The following is a 21,343-nucleotide window of genomic DNA, read 5'->3' as shown; positions in this document are numbered from 1 at the left end:
CTCCCTAAACAGATCAAATTTAGTAAATCAATGACAAAAGGCTCACCATGATTCGCCTCACTTGCGCGTTTCAGCCTTATTACTTTTTCAGATTGGAGAGATTCGATGTTACCGATTCGTGGAATTTATGAAGTGGCGATTCGCGTGAAGGATTTAGCCGCCGCCGAAAAATTTTATCGTGAAGTGCTGGAACTCGAAGTCGGTCTTCGCGATGAGCGGCGCAACTGGCTGTTTTTACGCGCCGGTGGTGAAGACGGCATGATTGTTTTGCAGCAAGACCCTGAGCATTTCCATCCCCAGCATTTCGCATTCACGGTTGCCGAAAGCGATATTGAACGCGCTGCCGCCCTGCTCAAAGAGCGCGGCGTCGAAGTTGACGGCACACACTTTCACGAATGGATGCCCGCAAAATCCATTTATTTCACAGACCCCGATGGCAATGACCTGGAGCTTTGCGCGCCGCTGAAACCAGCTTAAAGTCATCCTATTCATCGTTGAGTAGCGGTCTTTAACTGCGTTATTTCGGGTTAAACATCGCTCTCAGAAAATCCCGCTCGCTTACACGCGATGTTTCCTGCCTTTTAACGTCAATAATTTTTCAACAATGTCGAACGCGGCGCGGGGTCGCGCAAGATTCAGCGCGTTCGTTTGCATCGCGGCAAAACGTTCAGGGTCATCAAGCAAACGGTCAATTTTATACGCCAGCACCGGAAGATTATTGCAACGAATCGCCGCGCCGTTTTCGAGCAAATGGTCAGAGTTGCGTTCTTCCTGACCGGGGATGGGATTGACAATCACAAACACCAAACCCATCGCTAAAGCTTCCGAAGTTGTGAGTCCTCCGGGTTTGCCCAGCAAAATATCCGACGCCGCCATGTATTCATCCATCTCTGTGGTGTACCCGATGGGTTTTATGGCAACGTGCGCGCGCGGTAGCTCTCGACTAATTTTTTCAATTTCATCTTTGAGTTCGACGTTGCGCCCGCAGATGGCGACGATCTGGGCTTTGTGTTTGAGGTGCAGAAGCGATTGCAGAATTTGTTTGATGGGACCAACGCCAAATCCGCCCGCCGACACCAGAATGGTCGTGGCATCGGCTTTTAGTTTATGTTTGGCGCGCATCTCCTGTTTGTCTTTACGACGCGAAAAAATCGGGTCAATGGGAATGCCGGTGACTGCGATTTTATGCGGCGCGATGCCGAGTTTTTCCAGGTAAACCCGCGTTTCATCAAGCGCCACGAAATACTGTTCGTAATGATGACAGAGCCACATCGCATGGGCATCGAGGTCAGTGACGACAACCGCGTGCGGCGCGGCAAGCCGTCGTTTGGCTTTGAGCCAGGAAACCAGTTCAGCCGGTAAGAAATGCGTTGAGATGCAAAGATCGGCATCGTATTCTTCGACCATCTTTATCAGCGGTCGGGCATTCAATTTATCCAGAGCTAAACGGCGGCGTTCATTTTCCCAGGGCTTATCGAACTGGTCATAGAGCCAACCCAAAGCGTCGGGGGCGCGATTCACGAGTTCAATATAAGCTTTGGAATAGAGCGCGCGAAAAATTTTATTAGTGAACTGGAGCGCATCGACGTGGCGGATTTTCGTAGCCGCGTTCATCTCAATCATGGCGCGTTCGATGGCTTGGGCGGCGCGAATGTGGCCTGCGCCGGCGGATGCAGAAAGCAGCAAAACTTTTTTGAACATTTAGTCAGCCTCAACCGGAATCAGTTTTTCGAGGCGTCTATTTTCAGCGATGCGGCGAAGTTTATCCAGTTTTAATTTGTAAGCAGCAAATAGAGGTGAAAGTTGTGAGGTCATTGCGTGAGCAAAATCGCTGGGAATTGCGGCGTCCTTGCTCACGCAATGAGAGTTTAATCCAGAGGGGTAAGGAAATGCGCCAAGTGGTCTTCTTCGTGCACAAAGCCTATGCGTTCATAGATGTGCATGGCGGTGATTTCCTGTGGTTCAACTAAAATACCGACGGCCTTCTTTTGCAGGTGAAAACGATTGACCAGTTCGGTCGCGCAACGAGTGCCGATCCCTTGATTGCGGTATTCGGGATGTGTCCAGATACCTTCCAGGTATACGGCTTCGGGCGATTCACTGACCAATTCCGCCTTGAAGATAATTTTTCCATCTTCAACCTTAACCCAGGTGCGGCTGCCTTCGATGCGTTCAAGAGCGCGACGGCGGAAACCTTCCGGGTCTTTGGCGCGCGGGTCAATGCCGCCATTTTGTTCCATCACCAGCAGGGCGTGGGTTTCAACGATTTCATCCAGTTGTTCCGGCTTTGCGAGTTGCAATTGTACGGAATCCGCTTTCAGTTGTAGGGTGCGGCATACATACCAGAGTTGGTCGCTACGCATACGCGACTGGCGTCCCAGTTCTGATAAGCAGGCATAAAATTCTTCGACTTGACCTTTCGGTCCGAGCACCAGGTAGCCCTGGGCGTTGATTTCAGCAGCTTTTTCTGCGAATTGTTTGATTCCCTCATACTCTTTGTAAATGAGGATGTGGTGTCCGAGAAGCGCTAGGTTCAGCAACTCACCATCTTCGTAGTAGCCAAACAAACGACCACGAAGCGCTGCGGTGTTTGAGATGCCATAATCTTGAATCAACCCACGCAATTGAACTGCTCTAAGGTGATCTTGTTTTAAGAGCTTGATAACAGCTTCAAAGTCCTGGTCCGTCAATTCCCGTACCTCTTGACGGGGCACGACACGCAGTCTGTAGCTCTTATATTCTTCGCTTTGCTGGATTTTCTGTAACGGTAACATTGCCATCTCCATTCAAAGTTCTAATTAAGTTGCTACAACTGTTATTCTGCTTCCATAGCGCTTGTGTCATCGCCAAGTAAAGCTGTCAGAGTTCTGGCTCGACTGTCAGCGATCAGCGTACCGTCGGAAACCAACGTACCGTCGGAAATCAAGGTGCCGTCGGCAATCAACGTACCATCGGCAATCAACGTGCCGTCGGCAAGTAAACAACCATCGGAAACCAACGTGCCGTCGGCAATCAGCGTCCCGCTGGACGATAAAGCGCCCTGAGTTTTGCTGACACCGGCGGTTATGTCTATGGTGTTTATGGTCAGCACACTGCCCGCAAAGGTTGTGGCATCGTTCAGTCTTCTTCCCTGTACATAAACGCTTTGCCAGTAGGTCATCAAAGCATCGCCGTACACCAGACAATAGTTGGTGACCATGCCTTTGCCCCAAGGGCAGGCAACGCCGACGATGGTGCTCGATTGGGTTGTCGGCAAGCTAATCAAGGCTTGGCCTTTCGTCATGGCAGACGAAACTACCGCCAATTTCGCCAACCGCACAGCGCCTTCAACATTGACTCGGCCTGCGCCTTGCTCAAAGCTGCTGGCTCCCATGATAGGTTGCGCTGAATACATGAGGATGGCTTTTACCAAACTCGGCGTGAGGTTGGGATTTGCCTGAAGCATTAAAGCGGCTGCGCCGGCGACGATAGGTGCTGCCATTGAGGTGCCGCTCATGCGCATTAATTTATTGGTGGGATCGGTTTGCGTACCAACTGCGAAATTAGGATTGCTATTGACCAGCCCGTTACCGCCACCGGTAGCATTGTTTGATCGGGCGGCAATGATTTTATTACCCGGTGCCACGACATCCGGTTTAATAAAATTGTCATACTTTTTGATAAGCCCGACTAACCGGGAACCGCGCGTCGGGCCGCGAGAACTGTAACTCGCCACCGCATCATCTGAACGCAGGTTGGTTCCATAGGTATTCGTAGCGCCGACGGTGATAATCGCCGGTTCAGCGCCGGGTGAATGGATAGTGCCAAAGAGCTTTTGCCCGGTTGATGTTTTACCGTCATTACCGGCAGCCGCGACCACTACAATACCTGCATCATGAGCGCGTTTTGCTGCCAGACACAGCGGATCATTGGTGTAGGAATCTACCGCAGGCGCTCCCAAACTCAGGTTGATGACGCGGATGTTGTAGGTGGTTTTGTTGGCAATACACCAATCGAGAGCGGCAAGCGCAAAGCTCGACGCGCCACTGCCGCTGTCGTCCAATACTTTCAGGTTGAGGATATTAACACCCGGCGCAATACCGCGATACGCGCCATTTGAAACCAAGTCACTGCCATTAATGATAGAAGCGACGTGCGTACCATGACCAAAGGGGTCTGCCGGGTTGCCGGTTCCTGAAGTAACCGTGAAATCTTTTTGAAAAACGATACCCGGATGATTGGCTGAGGCTTTAACCAGATTATGGTTCGGGTCAATGCCACTGTCGAGAACCGCAACGCCGATCCCGCTGCCATTATAAGAAATCGTGCCACCTAAGGTACGCGCGGCAAGCGCACCGGATGTGGTTTCAATGTGACCGGTTGAGGTCGTCTGTCTATCGGGACTGATATAGGCAACCTCCGAATCATCCGCGAGTTCACGAATTTTCGCCAGCGGCATATCCGCACTAATCATGCCTATCGCATTGAAGGCTTTTTTCAAGCGTCCGGTTAACCCTTCGATTTTTGAACGCAGAACCGTCGAGCGCATGTCGTTGGTATTGATTTCGGCACTCAACATTTGCTCGTCCATGGTCTCGCTCACGGCTTGTATCATCATGGCATCCGGGGCTTTTGGCATTTCACGCAATTGAATAATCACTTTTTGCCGTTTATTGGGTTTTTGCCTCAGATTATTCTCCTGCAAACTCTCTTCCAGTTGGGGGGAAATTTTACGTCTTCCCGCTTTTCCCGTTCCTAATTCGTCATCGCCTGCAAAAGAACGTATATCCTGTACCCTGCGCTCTTTTGCGGATGAACGACTACTCGCCCCATTAGCGATTGGGGACAACGCCAATAAAACGGTCAGCGTTGTAGTGAGAAATTTTTTCATCGTTTTCATCCTCATTGACTACTTCCGGGGGGGATAACCGTTGTTCGTCCGATTTAAATGCTAGTTGATCGAAATGCTCAGGCGGATTCGAGTTGCTAAATTCGTGCCAGGTGATTTCCTGAAAATTGCCGGGAAAAAACCACCAATTGCTGCCCTTTTCAGGGAATGCTTCGGTCAGCATTTTACCCGGCAGGTTGATTGAAATTGAATGAGTGGGCATCAATCTGACTGAATCGGCGTCTTCCCCAATCGGGGAAACGCTTTGCCAGAGACTTTGAGATAAACCTGTAGAGAAATGCCTGCCGATAGGAGGCGCATTTATTGCAATGACTTGAATGCCAGGCTCTACAGTTTACAGTGAGCGGTTCATTAGGTGGTGGGAAGTTACTGGTTGAGTTGCTTAAAATCGGGATGGTCGCCGCTATGTTTTGAAAGGTACTGCCAGACAATCTGATTTTTTTGAATTAAAAAATAGCCGGATAAAATCGTGGTATCGCCTACGGGTTTGCCGACGAAATTTCCCTTGGCAGCCGCCTGAACGCCGCGCGCAATAACTGCGGGACCCAAAAGTTGGACAAGGTTGCCGCGCCTGAGATCAAAAGCTTCATAAAAACGTTTCGGTCGGTCGGCAATGGCGCGCGCCTCTTTCCAGAACCTGTTAAAAAATTCTTCGCCCTCTTTGACGGTGCCCTGATAAACAAAAACGATTGCCGGATAATTTACATTCTGCATCGCAGCCTGGCGTAAATCCTTTACGCTCTCACGACAAAAAATTCAGCCAAAATGTCTGAGAAAAACCAGCAGCGTCGCGCCTTCACCGAACTGCTCGCCAAAAGTTTTCCCGCGCAGATTCAATCCATCAACCGGCGCGTGCAATATCGCTTCTGTGAGTTCTTGCATTGCTTAGTCCTTTAGGATACAGGACAAAGAAAACGATGAAGGCGGAACGATGAACGATGAACAAGGTGGAATTCTTTTAGTTCATACTTCATCGTTCATCGTTCATACTTTCTTCTTCCTGTATCCTGTATCCTGAATCCTGTATCCTCTTCTACGCATAGTCTTTTTTCATGGATTGACTTAATATTCAACTATTATGTGCGGACGATTTGTAAGAAGCCGAACCATTGACGAAATTGCCGAAGCCTTTTTCATCGACATCGTCGAAGCCGACTTGCAACCGAGTTTTAACATCGCGCCAACGCAAAATCTGTTGGCGATTTCCGGCAATTCCGTTAAACGATTAACCGCCATGCGCTGGGGACTCATTCCTTCGTGGGCAAAAGACGATTCGCTTGCCGCAAAAATGATTAATGCGCGCGCCGAAACCATCATTGAAAAACCGAGTTTCAAAACCCCGTTTAAAAACAGTCGTTGCCTGATTGTTGCCGATGGATTTTATGAATGGAAAAAAACCGGCAAAGAAAAGATTCCGTTTTATATCCATCTGAAATCCGATGAACCGTTCGCCTTTGCGGGGCTTTTTGACCATTGGGAAACGCCTGAAGGTCAGGTGCTCACGACCTGCACCATTATTACCACCGAAGCCAATGATTTGATGCGCGACCTCCATGAACGCATGCCGGTGATTTTGCCGCGCGAGCAACATGAATTATGGCTTGATGCTTCGGTGAAAAATCAAAACGTGTTGCTCGAGATGCTGCAACCTTTTTCGGCAGACTTGATGGAAGCCTATGAAGTCTCGCGTCTGGTCAATTCGCCGCGTAACAATTCGCCCGCGTGCATCAAGCGCGTGTGAGATTGAATGGTTGGTGAAAAAATTGTCGGGGATTTCTCTGCGCTGCCTTTGCGTTCTCTGCGGCTCTCGCGGTGAAGCAGCATTTTGCAGCCCAGGCAATTGAATTCACCTGAAACCTTCCCCTTTCATCAACCGCGCTTTGTCATCACCAAATGATTGAACGATAATTGCCGCTATGAAAAGTTATCGAAAAGAACTCTGGTTCAATATTTCAACGCGCCGCGCTTTTATCAACATCACGCCGCAGGTCGAAGCCTGTTTAAAAGAGAGCGGCATCAAAGAAGGTTTGTGTCTCGTCAACCCCATGCATATCTCATCTTCGGTTTTCATCAACGATGACGAATCGGGATTGCATCACGACTACGAAGTATTCTTAGAACGCCTCGCGCCACACGAACCCATCGGTCAGTATCGCCACAACGACACCGGCGAAGACAATGCCGACGCCCACATCAAGCGCCAGATTATGGGTCGTGAAGTCGTAGTCGCCATCACCAATGGCAAACTGGATTTTGGCACCTGGGAACAAATTTTTTACGGCGAATTCGACGGCAATCGCCGCAAGCGTGTGCTCGTTAAAATCATCGGCGAGTAGTTGAATTAAAAAATCCGCAATTGAAATGTTAAGCTTGAATCACTATGCAAAAGGAAAAGAATTTTAAAGTTGGTCTGGTGCAGATGCAGATGTCGAAAGATATTGACGACAATCTGCGCCGCGCCGTGGCGATGTGCGAAGACGCCGCACAACAAGGCGCAGAGGTCATCTGTTTGCCGGAATTGTTTCGCTCCGAGTATTTCTGCCAGCGCGAAGACGCCGAACTTTTCGACCTCGCCGAACCGATTCCCGGCACAGCTACCGAAGCCCTCGGCAAAGTCGCGCGCCAGGCGAAAGTCACCATTGTCGCATCGCTTTTTGAACGCCGCGCCGTCGGACTCTATCACAACACCGTCGCTTATATTAACGCGCAAGGTGAAGTCGCAGACCTTTACCGCAAAATGCACATACCGGACGACCCGGCTTATTACGAAAAATTTTATTTCACGCCGGGCGATTTGGGATTCAAAGCATTCGATACGGATGCCGGTCGCGTCGGCACCTTGATTTGCTGGGATCAATGGTATCCGGAAGGCGCAAGACTCACGGCGCTGCGCGGCGCGAACGTCCTGTTCTATCCGACAGCGATTGGCTGGCACCCGCATGAAAAAGCGCAGTACGGCGCACAACAACGCGACGCCTGGCGCACCATTCAACGCGCTCATGCGATTGCCAATGGCGTTTATGTTGCGGCTGTCAACCGCGTCGGTCATGAGAAATGGAAAGAAGATGTGGCAGGGATTGAATTCTGGGGCACGACATTTTTATGCGACCCGTTCGGCGTGGTCATTGCCGAAGGGTCAATCGACAAAGAAGAGATTTTGATTGGCGAGATTGATATAGCGCGAATGGAAGACGTGCGGCGAAACTGGCCCTTTTTGCGCGACCGCCGCATCGATGCTTACGTCGGCATTGACCGCCGCTTTCTTGATGAATAATTTTCCACCACAGAGGCACTGAGACACAGAGACGAAAAAACAAAAAAGAGAAACGCTTCTCACAACTCGCAGTTCTCTTTTATCTTTTGTTTTCTCTGTGTCTCAGTGCCTCTGTGGTTTAATCAAAAAATGACAAACTCAAAAAACACCCCCGCAGCTAAGGGCTTTCAAATGCCCGCCGAATGGCAACGCCACGAAGCGACGTGGATTGGCTTTCCGCATAACCGCACCGACTGGCCCGGAAAAATCACCCCGATTTACTGGGTTTATGGCGAAATCACCCGCAAACTCGCAATCGATGAACAAGTCCGCATCATCGTCAACGATGCCAAACACGAAGCATTGGCGCGGCGCATCCTCGAAAAGGTCGGCGCGGATTTTTCGCGTATCGAATTTTTCCGCTTTCCGTCAAATCGCGGCTGGACGCGGGATTTCGGTCCCCTTTTCGTTAAACGCCAATTGAACAGACGCGCCGAAATTGCCGTCAGCAAATTCAAATTCAATGCGTGGGCGAAATACTTAGATTATCAAAAAGACAATCGCATCGCGGAACTTGCCGCCGATGCCCTCAACTTAAAAATCTTTCACGCGAAATTCAATGACACTGATTTTGTTCTGGAAGGCGGGGCGGTTGATGTCAACGGGCGCGGCACGCTGCTTACTACCGAAGAGTGTTTACTCGATAAAATCGCGCAAGCGCGCAATCCGAGTTTGAGTAAAGCAGAAACCGAAGCGGCGATGAAAGTTTATTTAGGCGTAAGCAATATTTTGTGGTTGGGGAAAGGCATTGAAGGCGACGACACCCACGGACACGTCGATGACATTTGCCGCTTTGTAAATGCCGACACGGTCGTTTGCGTGCGCGAGAAAAATCCGACGGATTATAACTACGCGGTGATGGAAGAGAATTTCGAGCGGTTAAAAACTATGCGATTGGAAAATGGCGCGAAGCTCAATATTGTAGAACTTCCAATGCCCGCGCCGCTTTATTTCGAGGGTCGTAGACTTCCGGCAAGTTACGCCAATTTTTATATCTCGAATGCGGCGGTTTTAGTTCCGACCTTTAACGACGAAAACGACCGTCGTGCGTTAGGGATACTTGCGGAACTTTTTCCCGATAGAAAAATCATAGGGATTCACGCCGTCGATTTGGTGTGGGGACTCGGCACCTTGCATTGCCTGACGCAACAACAACCCGCGAAATGATTATCTTTCGTGAGCAATTTTCAAATGCGCAATTCATTCGGACTTTGAATCTCCTCTGCGCTTTCCGCTGTGCCCTCAGCGGTTGCTTTTTTATGCAAATTAACCGCAGAGGTCGCACAGGTTTTCGCAGAGGAACGCAGTGCAGTTACATTTGCCTGTCGAATGTTATTCACCTAATTCACGAATTGCGCGGTCAAAGACCACTTGTACAACCGCAAGAAAAAACAAAGCCGTTATAAAATTTATGGCAATCTTAAAAATGCGTGGCGAGTTTTTCGACAACCAGTTCACCAATGCTCAAGGATGCGGTTGCCGCTGGTGACGGCGCGTTGATGACATTTAAAATGCGCCGTGATTCCTGAAAAGCAAAATCATCCATCATCGCGCCCGTTGGTTCAATCGCCATAGCGCGAACCCCTGCAGGCGCGGTGTCAAGGAGTTCCGCTTTAATTTCAGGCAACAACCGTTGCAGAGCGCGCGCGAACGCCGCTTTGCTCATCGACCGCCACATCTCGCCCGCGCCAACACGCCAATGCTTTCGCGCCAGTTTCAAAAATCCCGAATAGGTCAAGGTTTCAAACAGGTCGCGCAGATTGACATCGGTTTTGCGATAGCCTTCGCGGGCAAACGCCAACACGGCGTTTGGCCCGCATTCAACCCCATCATTAACCAATCGCGTGAAATGCACGCCGAGAAACGGAAAGCGCGGGTCGGGCACCGGGTAAATCAATCCGCGACAAAGATATTCGGCTTCGGGTTTGAATAGATAATACTCGCCGCGAAACGGCACGATTTTGACTTGCGTTTTTGCGCCCGCAAGTTTCGTCACTCTATCCGAAAACAATCCCGCGCAGTTAATCACATATCGCGAAGTGAAATCGCCTGCGGTAGTGCTCACTGTAACTTCATCTTTGGTTTCACAAATAGCAGTGACCTTCGCGCCGAATTTGATTTCGCCGCCGCGTTCTCGAATGCGAAATCCTAAACGCTCGCACGCCTGCCGGTAATCAACGATGCCGGTTTCGGGAATGTGAATGGCTTTTATCCCTGCCGCGTGTGGTTCGATTTCTGCCAGTTGCGCGCGGTCAATCAAGGCGCAGTTGATTTGATTTTCAATGCCGCGTTTGTAAAGCCCCTGCAAACGCGCGGCTTCGTCTTCGTCAATCGCCACAATCACCTTCCCGCAAATGTCGAATGCCACGCCTTCGGCTGCGCAGAAATTTTCGAGCGCCCGTTTCCCTGTGCGGCACAACCGGGCGCGCAGCGAACCGGGTTTGTAATAAATTCCCGAATGCAACACGCCGGAATTATTGCCGGTTTGATGCGCCGCTAAACTATTTTCTTTTTCGAGCAGGAGAAGGGATTTGTCAGGGTATTGTTGCAGGAGTTGATAAGCGGTTGCGAGTCCAACGATGCCACCGCCGATGATGATGACATCGGGAGTTTTCATTCTGAAATAACTTTCTATAAATCTTTGCCGGCGACTAAAACTTCAGGCGTCTCCTGGTTAATCAAATCGTGCGCCCAGCGATGATAACCGCGCACGAGGTGTGAATTGGCTTCATCGCTCAGGAATTTCACGTTGCTGTAACGCGCATCCTGATAATCAATCACCTTACCGCTTTGCATGGCGTCAATCACCTGTTCGATGCCTTGCGCCAAAGTCCATTGCGGTTTGAAAGCGAGGATGCGATTGATTTTGGCGAAACTGACTTTGTAATCGCGTTTGTCTGCGTCTTCACCTTTGCTGACGAGTCGCGCCGAGGGCACCATTTGTTTAATCATTTCGCCGACCTGGCGAATGGTGTAGTTCTGCTCGTCACTGCCGACATTGAAAATCTCTTTACCGACCAATCCGACCGGCGCTTCCAGGACATTTAACACCGCAAGCGCCGCGTCATCGACATGCACGAACGGTCGCCATTGATTGCCGCCGAAAATAGTGATTTCGCCTTCTTTCAAGGCTTTTGCGGTAAGCAGGTTGACAACTAAATCGAAGCGGGTGCGACCCGATAATCCGTAAATCGTGCCGAAACGCAACATCGTCGGCGCAAATTCGGTGCTCGCCATACTCATCAACACCCGTTCGGAGGCAATTTTGCTGCGCGCATAAATCGACACCGGATGCAGAGCCGAGCGTTCGTCCAACAGAATTTCATTTGCGCCATACACCGAACAGGTACTCGCGAAAATGAATCGAGAGACGCCGCTGCCTTTCGCCACTTCGGCAATCATGCGCGTCGCCATCAAATTGACTTCGATGGTGAGTTCTTCGTCAAGCGCGCAAGCCGGGTCGCCGACAATCGCGCCAAGATGAATCACTGCATCAACGCCGCGCATGGCTTCGACGACTTTGTCTACCTGGCGAAAGTCGGCTTGCAGAACTTCGAGGTTCGGATATTTCAGTAAATCGTCGATGGTTTCGGTGCCGTAAATCAGCAAATCGAGCAATCGAACCTGATAGCCCTTATCTAATAGTTTCGGCAATAACCCAGAGCCTATATAACCTGCGCCGCCAATCACCAGAACGCGCCGCACCTCTTTGTTCGGCTGCTCAACGGCGGGGCGCGCTTTCACGACATTGACCCAAAGCCATGACCAGATTCGCGAAAAGACAAAAACCGGAACGCTGATTGCCCAGGCAATCACCAACGCGCCGCGCGCAATGTAGAGCGCGCCGCCTAAAAAATAAGAAAGGAAACCGAAAATCAAATAGACCAGACTGACTGCCTGGGTCACCACCAGCGCTTTATAACGTCCCTGATAGGCGCGACCATAAGTATAAAAACCGCTCAACGCAAAAATCAGAATGCAAATCGTGGTCAGCAACCAGGCGATGTGTCCATATCTGCCAAGCAAATACCAGAAATACGCTTCGTAAGTGACATCGGCAAGCGGCTCAAATAGCAGTGTATAAAAAAATCGGATGACCAGCGCCGTGACCACACACAAATTGAGCATCAAGATGTCCGCGATTACCCGCAATAAAATTTCCGGTGCCAGTAATTTTGAATGTCTATCGGACAATTGATTACTCCTTGTTACCCTTGGCTCGGTTACCTTGCCTGCCGGTTGGTTGATTGATGAATCGCCTGTTTTACTTCTCCGGCGAAATCCTGAATACGTTGAACGGCATGAGAAATTTTCAGCGCCGTTGTCGCATCCATATTCGACCAGATGGGTAAACTCAGACTTTGCCCGGAGAGGGTTTCGGTATTATCCAACACCGTCTGATTTGTCGCAAATTGCGCGTATGCGGTTTGCCGATGAACCGGCGGTTCATAATATTTACGCGAATCAATATTTTCAGCAGCAAGCGCCGCTGCCAGTTCATCGCGATTCATGCCGAAAGCCTGCGGGTCGATGGTGATGGAAAAATCTTTATATGAATGACGATTGCCGGGACGCACCGTTTGAAAACCGACGCCGGGCAACGCGCCAAGCTGTTCCCGGTAAAGTTCAACGAGTTCATTGCGTCGCCGCGCTCCGGTTTCAAGTCGTCGCAAACTATGCAGTCCCATCAAGGCGTTGAATTCCGGCATTCGCGCATTGATGCCCGCAAAGGCGCTGTCATAATTTCCGCTGTTGCCATATTCGCGCCCCCAGCGAATTTTTTCGGCAAGTTCATCATCATTGGTGGCGACGATGCCGCCTTCACCGGCAATCACGAGTTTCGTCGGACTGAGGCTGTAGACCTGCGCGTTGCCCTCAGCGCCTACAGGCTTGCCTCGATAAAGCGCGCCGAAGCCATGCGCCGCATCGAAGATCAGTTTGAGGTCGCGGCTATCGGCTAAGGCTTGCAACTCATCAATGTCTGCGGGGTTGCCGAAATTATGCACAGCAACAATCGCCGTGGTTTCAGGGGTGATAGCGGCTTCAGCGGCAGCGACATTGAGATTCGTGGTATCGAAATCAACATCGGCGTAAACCGGACGAAGCCCTGCCCAGATAAGCGCGCTCACGGTTGCCATAAACGTAAAGCTCGGAACCACCGCCTCGCCGGTTAAATTCAAACAGCGGTATGTGAGCATCAAGCCCGTCGTGCAACTGGAAACCGCAATCGCGTGACGCGCGCCGAGATGCTCTGCAACCGCCTCTTCAAAAGCGCGCAGATATTTGCCTTTGGTGACCATGCCGTTCGCTAAAATATCCTGCGCGTCAGCGGCTAAATCGCTAAACGCCGGTAAGTCCGGGCGCACGATGTGAATTTTGTCAGTAAAGATTGGTGTATTTCCGAGTATAGCCGGATGATTCATGATTCGATTTCTCTGGTTTTAATGATTCGCGCAGGGACGCCGACGGCGGTGACGCGCTCAGGCAAATCCGCAATTACGGTTGCGCCCGCGCCGACGATAGACCAATCGCCGATGGTTCGCCCCTGAATGATGTTTGCGCCCATGCCGATGTAACAACCTTCACCGACCGTCACATTGCCCGCCAGATGCGCGCCGGGATTGATATTCGTATAACGTCCGACCTGGGTGTCATGACTGACGCTTACGCCGATGTTCAAAATCACATGGCTCGCAATGAAGGCGTTGGTATTGACCACGGCGTGAGGAAAGATGGTTACTCCTTCGCCGAGTCGCGCAAACGAAGAGAGGTGCGCAAGAGGTGAAATCGCACTCACGAACTTTAATTCAAGTTGGTGCGCGCGTTCAACCAGTTGTTGATTAATTAGCGGATTGCCCACGGCAGTGATGACCGCGAAGTCCCGGCGACCGACGCCCTCAAACCACGTCCAGTCGCCAAGCACAGGCACACCGTCGAGCAGTTGCCCGCGAAGCGCCGGGTTATCGTCAATGAATCCGACGATGTCAATCTGCCCTTGAATTTGTGATTGATGGCGCAAAATATCTGCGACTTCGCGCCCGTGTCCACCTGCGCCGATGATGACGATGCGTTGCAATTTGCTCAAGCCTTTTTGTGCAAACTTCCTGTGAATTCCTGTGCGGTCGCCTGCCCCGCCTGATTAATGCCTTCGCGCTTCAGAATTTTCCACGCGGTCAGCGCGAGGATTTTAACATCCAGCGCGAAAGTTTGCCGGTCAACATACCACACATCGAGCGCAAATTTCTGTTCCCAGTCGAGCGCATTGCGCCCGTTGATTTGCGCCCAGCCGGTGACACCCGGCAACACCTCATGGCGGCGAAACTGTTTTGCGCTGTATCGCTCGCGATAATGGGCGTGCAGCGGGCGCGGTCCCACCAGACTCATCTCGCCGCTTAAAACGTTAAGCAATTCGGGCAATTCATCGAGGCTCGCGGCGCGCAAAAATTTTCCAAACGGGGTGAGGCGTTCGCTATCGGGCAATAAATTTCCCGCCTCATCTCGCGTATCAGTCATCGTGCGGAATTTGCAAATCTGAAAACTATGCCCATTAAATCCCAGTCGTTGTTGTTTAAATAACACCGGCGCACCGAGTCGCCAACGAACCATCAGCGCGGTGATGCACGCAAGCGGCAATACAACCGGCAAAGCGATTACCATTAGCAGCAAATCAAACAACCGTTTGCCGCTTCGTTGATAAAAGGTGCGGGTTGATTTTAAGGCTTTCGGCATAAACAACCGGTTTTCTGCTCAATTTTTTCTGCTGACTTTTTCAATCAAATCAATGAAGGCGCGACCCTGGTCATCGCGATTGAAATATTTTTCAACATAGGCGCGACCGCGTTCGCCCATCGCCTGGCGCTCGCTTTCATGTTCGCACAGGAAACGCGCGGCGTCGGCAAGCGCCTCGGCATTGCCGGGCTTTATAAAAATTCCTGCCTGCGCGGTTTCGACGACTTCACGAATGACGCCATCAATCGCCAGTAAAACCGGACGACCGGCGGCAAGATAATCAAATACTTTGTTCGGATAGGTCAGGCGAAACATTTCGATGTTTTGCAACACCGCAACGCAAGCATCGGCGCTCGCCAGGAAATCAGCCATTTCCTGTTTCGGTTTCGCGCCCGTAAAAATCACATTTTTCAACTGTCGTTGGCTTACAGACTGTTCCAGACGTTCGCGTTCATTGCCATCGCCGACAATTAAAAACCTGATACGCCCATCATCGTCGAGTCGCGCTGCGGCATCGAGCAATAAACCCACATCATTTGCCAGGCTGATGGCTCCTGCATAAACGATGACAAATTTTCCATCAAGACCAAACTGAGAACGAATCTCTCGACCATCGGTTTTCGGGTCGAACATCGCCGGGTCAACACCGTTCGGAATCAAAGTGATTTTTTCAGACGCAACGCCTTTGTTGATTAGATAATCAACGTATGCCGGAGAATTGACCAGCAAATGGGTGGCGCGTTGATACAAAAACTTTTCCAGCCATCTGGAAAGTCGAATCGCCAGCGGATTTTTGAGCTTGCCCATGTTGATAATGAACTCGGGCCACAGGTCGCGAATCTCCAGTAAAAACGGACGGCGACGCAGCGCAGCAATCAACCACGCCGAAGCCGCCTGGAATATCGGCGGCGAAGTTCCCATCACCACATCGACATCGCCGACCGCAAGCCCCCGCGCAAAAGCCGATAACGCAAAACTGATAAACCCGAAAAGTCGCCCGATAAAATTTCGCCGCGCGCGATAAGTAAAAACCCGCAACACGCGAATACCGGCAACGGTTTCATCTTTGGGGTATGCGAGTTGGCGGCTCGCCGTGAGATAACTGATGTCACTGGTGATCACGGTAAAACGATGCCCATGTTGTATCGCTTTACCGAACAGTTCAAAATGGCGCGTCCCACCGGCATCTCTGGGCAAAGCGAACGATTGATGAATCAAGAGTACCTGCATCAACCGATCTCCAATCGGTCTTTGAGCGCACCGTGAATCGTCAGTGTTGCAATCAGCGGTTTGCGAAAATTATTTTCTCGTTCAGCGGTTTGCCAGTTCACTGTCGCCTGAAAGTTATCGCTTTGCACCCGTAAAGTTGATTCATCGTTTTCCAGTGAACATGGCTCAGGACTAAAAAATGAAAGCCAACGCACGGTTTTTGCGCAGGTGGTGAGCGCAACCGAAAGCGCCGCCTGGCGGTCGTTGTAATAAGGCGCGCACCAACCGCGCGCGCTGCGTTCATCGGCTCTGACCATCGAAACCTCGGCGTTGCCCTCAAGCGTCAGCAGGTACAAATAATAATCACCCGCCGCTGTAGCCAGTTTCATCACTTTCGCTTGTTCATTCCATTCATAAGGCGCATCGGCAAGCAACCAATGCAGGCGATATTGATGGTCAGTTGCGGCAGTGAGTTCATCAACTACCAGCCAACACTCGCCGAGTTGCGCAATGGCTCTGCGATAACCAACGGGTGAAGCCAGTCGTTCAAACCCGTTATGTGTGCCTTCAAAACAGGCTAGATGTTCAGCCTGTGAACGACACCTGTGCAAACATTTGCCGCGCGCCCACGGCAACCACAAAAATTTTCCGGCGCGGTTCATCTGATCAAATCCGTCAACCGTCACGGTGTTATGAAATGCCGTATGGGCAAGCGCGTTATCCCACGGCAAGGGCGCATGGTAGCTGAATGTGCCTGCATCCATAGCGATGTTTTGCCCGCGCCACCATAAATCCATATGCAATAAATCGGCTTGCGCCGGGCGATGCGCGAATTCGCCGCAACCTGTAAAGACGAAACTTTCCTGAGCACGCAAGGTGTAATAACCGCTGTGCGCGGCTTGCAAATCTTCGCGGGTCTTTTGTCGAACCGGCGACTTGAGCGCATCCTCGCCAAACAGCCAGAGCAAATCTTCATCCCACGCGCCGCTTTCATAACAGCGCGTCTTTTCCGTTAAATAATTCATCGCCTGAATCAGCGGGCGAAAATCCTGATAGTCTGAGTTGTTCAAAGGCAAAACGAGCGCGCCATCGTTATGTCCATAATTCGGCAATCGCCCGGTCGTTTCGTCCTGAAGTTGATAGAGAAAATTTGTCGCCGCGCAAAGTTTGGTTTGCAACTCATCGCTAAATGGCGCACCTATAATTTCGCCAAGTCGCACCGCCCACAAATAATCGTGCAGCATCAGACGCTCATAATTTAGCGAGTGTTGCGAAAACGCGCCGTCTTCATAAATCAATTCGCGAGCCTGCGATTCGAGCACCTCGCGTCCCTTGGCTTGCCAGCTTGCGGCTTCACGAAATTCGGGAAACAGGGTGCCAATGGTAAAGATGCCAACGGCTTCGCTGATGCCGTGATTATTTTTTTGACTGAGCGCGTAATCGAGATTCGCGGCGATGCGTTCGCCCGACACGGCAATCGCCTGCGCGAGTTGGGCTACTCGACTCGCAGTCGTTGCGGGCGCGTCAAACAAACCGTAGAGCGCAAAGCACCATGCCATCACGCGAAAGGCGGTCTCTTGTCCACATTTCCAGTTGACCCCAAGTTGCGGCGGGTTGTGAGCGCGCCAGTCTTCAAAGGCTTGCCAGAACCGTTCGGCGTGGACGTCATCACCGGTTCGCCAGTAACTCCGCGTCAATGGGTAAGCGAATGCAAACCGCGAAGGCTCCCAGATGATTTTGATGTCGCCGTAATCAAAATCACCAATCGCGCTCCAATGTAAATCGACCGGCGCGCGTTGCCCGGTAAATGGATTGCGGTGCCAATCGGGGGGAAAACCCGCTGCCGCGAAGGTGTGTTCAAAATATCGCAACTCACCACGCTCAAGTCGCGCACTCAGTTCAAGCGGGGTAATCACTGCTGCGCTATCCCAACCGGCAAAGTGTGATTGAAAAGCCTGACGATTTTCGCAGTCGAAAAAAAATCCGGGCGCGCGCAAACGCCGATACTCGAAATAGCCTTCGGGGTCAGCAAGCTTTACATCACTTAAAAACTTACTGAGCGGTTGTTCATGCCAATGGGTCGCCGGTAATTTCCTGCGCAGCGCCCCGATTTTCAGTCGCGTTGCATAAGCCAGGCGAAAAGCCAGCCAATCCGTACCGAAGTGTCGCCAGAGGTGATTGAACTGTTGGATTTTTTTCATCACCGGTTTTAACGCCTTAATCCAAACATTCAAGGTTATGAAAGTATGGATTTCGCATTGACGATTTCAGGTTTAAGAAACGATTTAACCGCACGAATTTTGCCATTGCTTTCACGTTCGATTTCTTCGACATACTCAAATTCCACCAACAAGGTCGGGCTGATTTTTTCGCGCATCGCATCTCTTAAATGCGCTTCGTCACGTTGCGAATACGCCGGACGCCGGACAATTCGCAACACCACACCGCCTGACTCTTTTTGCACGACCTGAGCGTCACAAACCTGTTGGGTGTCTTTAAAAATATAGTCGAAGCGCAAAATCCGCGAACCTTCGGGCGTGATCACAAAATCTTCGATTCGTCCATTGATTTGCGTCAGCGCGTTGGAATATCTGCCACACGCGCAATTGTCCATTTTCCAGGTTCCCACATCACCGACATCATAGCGAATAAATGGCATGCCATAACTGCTAAACCCTGTGGCGATGATTCGTCCCTGTCTGGTGTTCTCGTCTAAAAATTCAGGTTCTCCACATTCCAAGATGCCAAATTCAAAATCTTCATGAAACCGGTCTCGCTCACAACGCGAAGCATTGCCGCAGCCTTCCGAAAATCCATACTCATCGGTCACCTCAGCTTTGAAGATTTTTGCAATCAATTGGCGGTGATGTTCATACAAATTTTCTGCCCCGGTAAAAATCTTTTTCGGCGGCGCGCTGATCGCGTAGTCAAATCGTTCAATGAATTCCGCCAGTACGAACAGAATGGAAGGATAGCCGGCATAATAAGTGAAGCCGCCTTCGTTCAATCGTTCGACAATCGTTTCAATTTTTCCGGGAGTGAGATGGTGCATGGTGAAAATCGTCTGATGGAGGGCGCGGTTTTCGCGCCAGAACGGCGGTTGATTTTGCGCCAGCGGCACTGCGGCAAGCCCTGTGAATGTGGCATACGGCGAATCGAATTTCACGCCGAAACGCTGGCGATGCCGCCACCACACCGCCCAGCGAAATTGAATCGCGCGCGGCTCCTGGTAAAACTTCAAACTCTTTCCGGTCGTGCCACTGGTCTGGCATAACTTCATCTCTTTACTATTGAATTCGCTCGATACCATTTCGCGAAAGTGATTTCGCACATCCTCTTTGGTAAGCAACGGAAGTTTTTGTAAATCAGCAAGGGTTTTAATATCTGCCGGTTTCAGTTTATGTTCATCGAATCGACGACGATAAAAGGGAGTCGTGTGATAGGCATGGTGAATCAGTTTTTGCAATTCGGCTTCCTGATAAACTCGAATCTGTTTGGCAGACCACCATTGGGATTGTTCCAGCCACTCAAGTAACTTTTCAAACTCGCCACCAAATCGCAGCTTGCGTTGGCGCTTGCCTTCAATCGTGCAAGCCAGATTCTGCAAAGATATGGGTAACGTTGAATAGAGCTTTTCTTGCCAGTGAGCTGTCATGGATTGTTAAAACGAAGCCGTAATCAACGCGACGAATTTTTTGTCTCAGCTTGCGGCGCTTCAACTTGAATCATCGGTGGGCGTTCTATATGTTCGCGCCAGCCGAAATGCGGTTTGAAATGCAAGGTCGCCGCGTCCGCAATTTCCGGCAAGCGATGATTCCAGGCTTGGTGATTGCTGAGGATTTGCACATCGCGCCAATCCCACTCGGCAAGCGGAAAATGGCGACAGCGAAATGCCTGTCGCACAATGGGAATGCGTTCGGGGTCAAAGCCCATCAAATAAGCGCACGCCGCATCGACGCTTGCAGGGTGCAGTCCGAAAATAATCAACCCGGCATTGATGGGGTCGGGATTTACCGGACCGCTGCCTTCACCGGCAATGATGCCATCGACCAGCACATAATGGCGTTTGCGATTTTCAGCTAAGCCTTCGCGTAAAGAGCCATCTGCATTGCCATATAAAATCAGTTTGTTCAAATCCAGACACATTCGCCAGATGGTATCGTTGCCGTGCCAGTTGCCGCTGCGAATCACGGTTTCAGTATCGCCGAAAATATGTTTGCCGATGCGCCGCGCATAGCGATGCGTGAGTGTTCCGACCCCGGGCATTGCAAGTGACATGCGGCGCAACATTGCCGCCAGTCGGCGTTCAGTTTTATGTTTTGCATCGGGGTTTGGGTGTTCGTCGCCGCCTTCGGCGGGGTGGCCTTCGGTGTGATGCGGCAACCAGTTTTTATCGCCGTTGATGCCAACCAGATTTTTCAAACTCACGGTGATACCGGCTTTTTTATGGGTCTTCAATTTCGGCAAGCTGAAAATCACATCGCATTTGATGGCGCAACCGGCAATCAAATATTCGTGGCGTCCGTTGGTGTGATGAAAATTGACTTCGCGGTCATCATAATCCGCGCCGTAATAATTTCCCGCGCCGCTGTGGTCAACGAATTCGCTCGCCTGAGCTAAATCAAATGCGACATTGCCATACGGGTTTTCCGCGAGTGCGCGACGATGGACAATCACCCCATCGCGATTCGTCCATTCTTCGCGGCGCAAATCGATCAATTCAAAATTGAGACCTTTTGATTGGTAGAACTCTTTGATGGTATCAAGCCCAAGTCTGCGCACAATCGCCGCAAAAGCAGAATCGGTTTGCGGCGCGTCGGCAATAATGATTTTGCCTTTGCTACCGATGGCTTTATAAACGTAATCGGCGACGGCGCGAATGACACTGCCGTGGGTGAGCACATACTGCCAGCCTTGCGGGTCGCGTGGATGAGATTCTTTTACCAGGTTGGGTTTTAACAGAACGGTTTCGCCCGGGTGCAGCAATTCGCCGAGCGGGTTCCAATCCGGCGCATCAAAATATTCGGCATGAAGTCCCGCTTGTTGAAAACAGGCGCGCACGCTTTCGTAGACCAGGTTTGACTCGCCGCCGAGTTCCGAAAATAGATTTTCAGGATAGTGCTGGTGCGGATGAAAGGGCGCAATTTGCGGATACGCAGTTGCGGTTGATGAATAGGCAATTACCGTTTTTTCATCCATTGCTA

The 21,343-nt window shown here is 50.9% G+C and carries 20 protein-coding genes; 5 read left to right on the top strand and 15 right to left on the bottom strand.

What is annotated here, in order from left to right; translation table 11 throughout:
- Positions 1-105 precede the first annotated feature (105 nt).
- Positions 106-477 (top strand): VOC family protein, encoded by a 372-nt coding sequence (locus tag AB1757_02705; protein ID MEW6125950.1) that lies wholly within the window; start codon positions 106-108, stop codon positions 475-477.
- Between the two features lie 81 nt (positions 478-558).
- Here AB1757_02705 and AB1757_02700 read toward each other — a convergent pair whose 3' ends face one another.
- From AB1757_02700 to AB1757_02675, 6 genes are all read right to left on the bottom strand, one after another.
- Positions 559-1,701, bottom strand: a complete 1,143-nt coding sequence (locus AB1757_02700; GenBank protein MEW6125949.1) for a glycosyltransferase — start codon at positions 1,699-1,701, stop codon at positions 559-561.
- 167 nt (positions 1,702-1,868) lie between these two features.
- Positions 1,869-2,624, bottom strand: a complete 756-nt coding sequence (locus tag AB1757_02695) for a GNAT family N-acetyltransferase (protein MEW6125948.1) — start codon at positions 2,622-2,624, stop codon at positions 1,869-1,871.
- 191 nt (positions 2,625-2,815) lie between these two features.
- Positions 2,816-4,870, bottom strand: coding sequence for a S8 family serine peptidase (locus AB1757_02690; GenBank protein ID MEW6125947.1), 2,055 nt, complete (start codon positions 4,868-4,870; stop codon positions 2,816-2,818).
- Positions 4,812-5,051 (bottom strand): hypothetical protein, encoded by a 240-nt coding sequence (locus AB1757_02685; protein MEW6125946.1) that lies wholly within the window; start codon positions 5,049-5,051, stop codon positions 4,812-4,814. The genes AB1757_02690 and AB1757_02685 overlap by 59 nt, the downstream gene beginning before the upstream one ends.
- A 203-nt stretch (positions 5,052-5,254) precedes the next feature.
- Positions 5,255-5,602 (bottom strand): AhpC/TSA family protein, encoded by a 348-nt coding sequence (locus AB1757_02680; protein MEW6125945.1) that lies wholly within the window; start codon positions 5,600-5,602, stop codon positions 5,255-5,257.
- 42 nt (positions 5,603-5,644) lie between these two features.
- Positions 5,645-5,770, bottom strand: coding sequence for a hypothetical protein (locus AB1757_02675; protein MEW6125944.1), 126 nt, complete (start codon positions 5,768-5,770; stop codon positions 5,645-5,647).
- Between the two features lie 196 nt (positions 5,771-5,966).
- Between AB1757_02675 and AB1757_02670 the strand changes: the two genes are divergently transcribed.
- The 4 genes from AB1757_02670 (at position 5,967) to AB1757_02655 (ending at position 9,368) form a co-directional block, all read left to right on the top strand.
- On the top strand, positions 5,967-6,629 hold the full coding sequence (locus tag AB1757_02670) for an SOS response-associated peptidase (protein ID MEW6125943.1): 663 nt from the start codon (positions 5,967-5,969) through the stop codon (positions 6,627-6,629).
- Between the two features lie 175 nt (positions 6,630-6,804).
- Positions 6,805-7,224 carry a secondary thiamine-phosphate synthase enzyme YjbQ gene (locus tag AB1757_02665; GenBank protein MEW6125942.1) on the top strand — a complete coding sequence of 140 codons (420 nt, stop codon included), beginning with the start codon at positions 6,805-6,807 and terminating at the stop codon, positions 7,222-7,224.
- 44 nt (positions 7,225-7,268) lie between these two features.
- Entirely contained in the window at positions 7,269-8,162 is an 894-nt protein-coding gene (locus AB1757_02660; protein ID MEW6125941.1) for a carbon-nitrogen hydrolase, read from the top strand.
- Positions 8,163-8,291: 129 nt separating this feature from the next.
- A complete protein-coding gene (locus AB1757_02655; protein ID MEW6125940.1) occupies positions 8,292-9,368 on the top strand; it encodes an agmatine deiminase family protein in 1,077 nt (358 codons plus the stop codon).
- A 253-nt stretch (positions 9,369-9,621) separates the two neighbouring features.
- On the opposite strand, the gene lhgO is transcribed toward AB1757_02655, so the two are convergent.
- Genes lhgO through AB1757_02610 form a run of 9 tightly spaced genes read right to left on the bottom strand, consistent with a single transcriptional unit; the run spans position 9,622 to position 21,338 of the window.
- Positions 9,622-10,818 (bottom strand): L-2-hydroxyglutarate oxidase, encoded by a 1,197-nt coding sequence (gene lhgO / locus AB1757_02650; protein MEW6125939.1) that lies wholly within the window; start codon positions 10,816-10,818, stop codon positions 9,622-9,624.
- Between the two features lie 14 nt (positions 10,819-10,832).
- Positions 10,833-12,395 carry an NAD(P)-dependent oxidoreductase gene (locus AB1757_02645; GenBank protein ID MEW6125938.1) on the bottom strand — a complete coding sequence of 521 codons (1,563 nt, stop codon included), beginning with the start codon at positions 12,393-12,395 and terminating at the stop codon, positions 10,833-10,835.
- A 29-nt stretch (positions 12,396-12,424) separates the two neighbouring features.
- Positions 12,425-13,624 (bottom strand): DegT/DnrJ/EryC1/StrS family aminotransferase, encoded by a 1,200-nt coding sequence (locus tag AB1757_02640; protein MEW6125937.1) that lies wholly within the window; start codon positions 13,622-13,624, stop codon positions 12,425-12,427.
- On the bottom strand, positions 13,621-14,286 hold the full coding sequence (locus AB1757_02635; protein ID MEW6125936.1) for an acetyltransferase: 666 nt from the start codon (positions 14,284-14,286) through the stop codon (positions 13,621-13,623). Before AB1757_02635 ends, AB1757_02640 begins: the two co-directional genes overlap by 4 nt.
- Complete coding sequence (locus tag AB1757_02630) at positions 14,283-14,930, bottom strand: sugar transferase (protein MEW6125935.1); 648 nt, start codon at positions 14,928-14,930, stop codon at positions 14,283-14,285. Before AB1757_02630 ends, AB1757_02635 begins: the two co-directional genes overlap by 4 nt.
- 18 nt (positions 14,931-14,948) lie before the next feature.
- Positions 14,949-16,160, bottom strand: coding sequence for a glycosyltransferase family 4 protein (locus AB1757_02625; GenBank protein MEW6125934.1), 1,212 nt, complete (start codon positions 16,158-16,160; stop codon positions 14,949-14,951).
- Positions 16,160-18,340 carry an alginate lyase family protein gene (locus AB1757_02620; GenBank protein MEW6125933.1) on the bottom strand — a complete coding sequence of 727 codons (2,181 nt, stop codon included), beginning with the start codon at positions 18,338-18,340 and terminating at the stop codon, positions 16,160-16,162. The genes AB1757_02625 and AB1757_02620 overlap by 1 nt, the downstream gene beginning before the upstream one ends.
- 35 nt (positions 18,341-18,375) lie before the next feature.
- Positions 18,376-19,794: a phenylacetate--CoA ligase family protein gene (locus tag AB1757_02615; GenBank protein ID MEW6125932.1), complete on the bottom strand. Its 1,419-nt coding sequence runs from the start codon at positions 19,792-19,794 to the stop codon at positions 18,376-18,378.
- 23 nt (positions 19,795-19,817) lie between these two features.
- The gene (locus AB1757_02610; GenBank protein MEW6125931.1) at positions 19,818-21,338 is read right to left on the bottom strand and encodes a DUF362 domain-containing protein; all 1,521 of its coding nucleotides are present in this window, start codon (positions 21,336-21,338) and stop codon (positions 19,818-19,820) included.
- Positions 21,339-21,343 lie beyond the last annotated feature (5 nt).

It is taken from the genome of Acidobacteriota bacterium (genome assembly GCA_040754075.1).
In the GTDB taxonomy this organism is placed as follows: domain Bacteria; phylum Acidobacteriota; class Blastocatellia; order UBA7656; family UBA7656; genus JBFMDH01.
Note: the sequence above shows the minus strand (reverse complement) of the source record. Positions and strands in the feature narration are given on the sequence as shown.

Bases quoted from the DNA above. Each gene is read 5' to 3' on its own strand.
- AB1757_02670 (MEW6125943.1), top strand. From the start codon at position 5,967: ATGTGCGGACGATTTGTAAGAAGCCGAACCATTGACGAAATTGCCGAA.
- AB1757_02640 (MEW6125937.1), bottom strand. From the start codon at position 13,624: ATGAATCATCCGGCTATACTCGGAAATACACCAATCTTTACTGACAAA.
- AB1757_02655 (MEW6125940.1), top strand. From the start codon at position 8,292: ATGACAAACTCAAAAAACACCCCCGCAGCTAAGGGCTTTCAAATGCCC.
- lhgO (MEW6125939.1), bottom strand. From the start codon at position 10,818: ATGAAAACTCCCGATGTCATCATCATCGGCGGTGGCATCGTTGGACTC.
- AB1757_02675 (MEW6125944.1), bottom strand. From the start codon at position 5,770: ATGCAAGAACTCACAGAAGCGATATTGCACGCGCCGGTTGATGGATTG.
- AB1757_02700 (MEW6125949.1), bottom strand. From the start codon at position 1,701: ATGTTCAAAAAAGTTTTGCTGCTTTCTGCATCCGCCGGCGCAGGCCAC.
- AB1757_02705 (MEW6125950.1), top strand. From the start codon at position 106: ATGTTACCGATTCGTGGAATTTATGAAGTGGCGATTCGCGTGAAGGAT.
- AB1757_02680 (MEW6125945.1), bottom strand. From the start codon at position 5,602: ATGCAGAATGTAAATTATCCGGCAATCGTTTTTGTTTATCAGGGCACC.
- AB1757_02630 (MEW6125935.1), bottom strand. From the start codon at position 14,930: ATGCCGAAAGCCTTAAAATCAACCCGCACCTTTTATCAACGAAGCGGC.
- AB1757_02665 (MEW6125942.1), top strand. From the start codon at position 6,805: ATGAAAAGTTATCGAAAAGAACTCTGGTTCAATATTTCAACGCGCCGC.
- AB1757_02690 (MEW6125947.1), bottom strand. From the start codon at position 4,870: ATGAAAAAATTTCTCACTACAACGCTGACCGTTTTATTGGCGTTGTCC.
- AB1757_02685 (MEW6125946.1), bottom strand. From the start codon at position 5,051: ATGCTGACCGAAGCATTCCCTGAAAAGGGCAGCAATTGGTGGTTTTTT.
- AB1757_02660 (MEW6125941.1), top strand. From the start codon at position 7,269: ATGCAAAAGGAAAAGAATTTTAAAGTTGGTCTGGTGCAGATGCAGATG.
- AB1757_02620 (MEW6125933.1), bottom strand. From the start codon at position 18,340: ATGAAAAAAATCCAACAGTTCAATCACCTCTGGCGACACTTCGGTACG.
- AB1757_02610 (MEW6125931.1), bottom strand. From the start codon at position 21,338: ATGGATGAAAAAACGGTAATTGCCTATTCATCAACCGCAACTGCGTAT.
- AB1757_02615 (MEW6125932.1), bottom strand. From the start codon at position 19,794: ATGACAGCTCACTGGCAAGAAAAGCTCTATTCAACGTTACCCATATCT.
- AB1757_02625 (MEW6125934.1), bottom strand. From the start codon at position 16,160: ATGCAGGTACTCTTGATTCATCAATCGTTCGCTTTGCCCAGAGATGCC.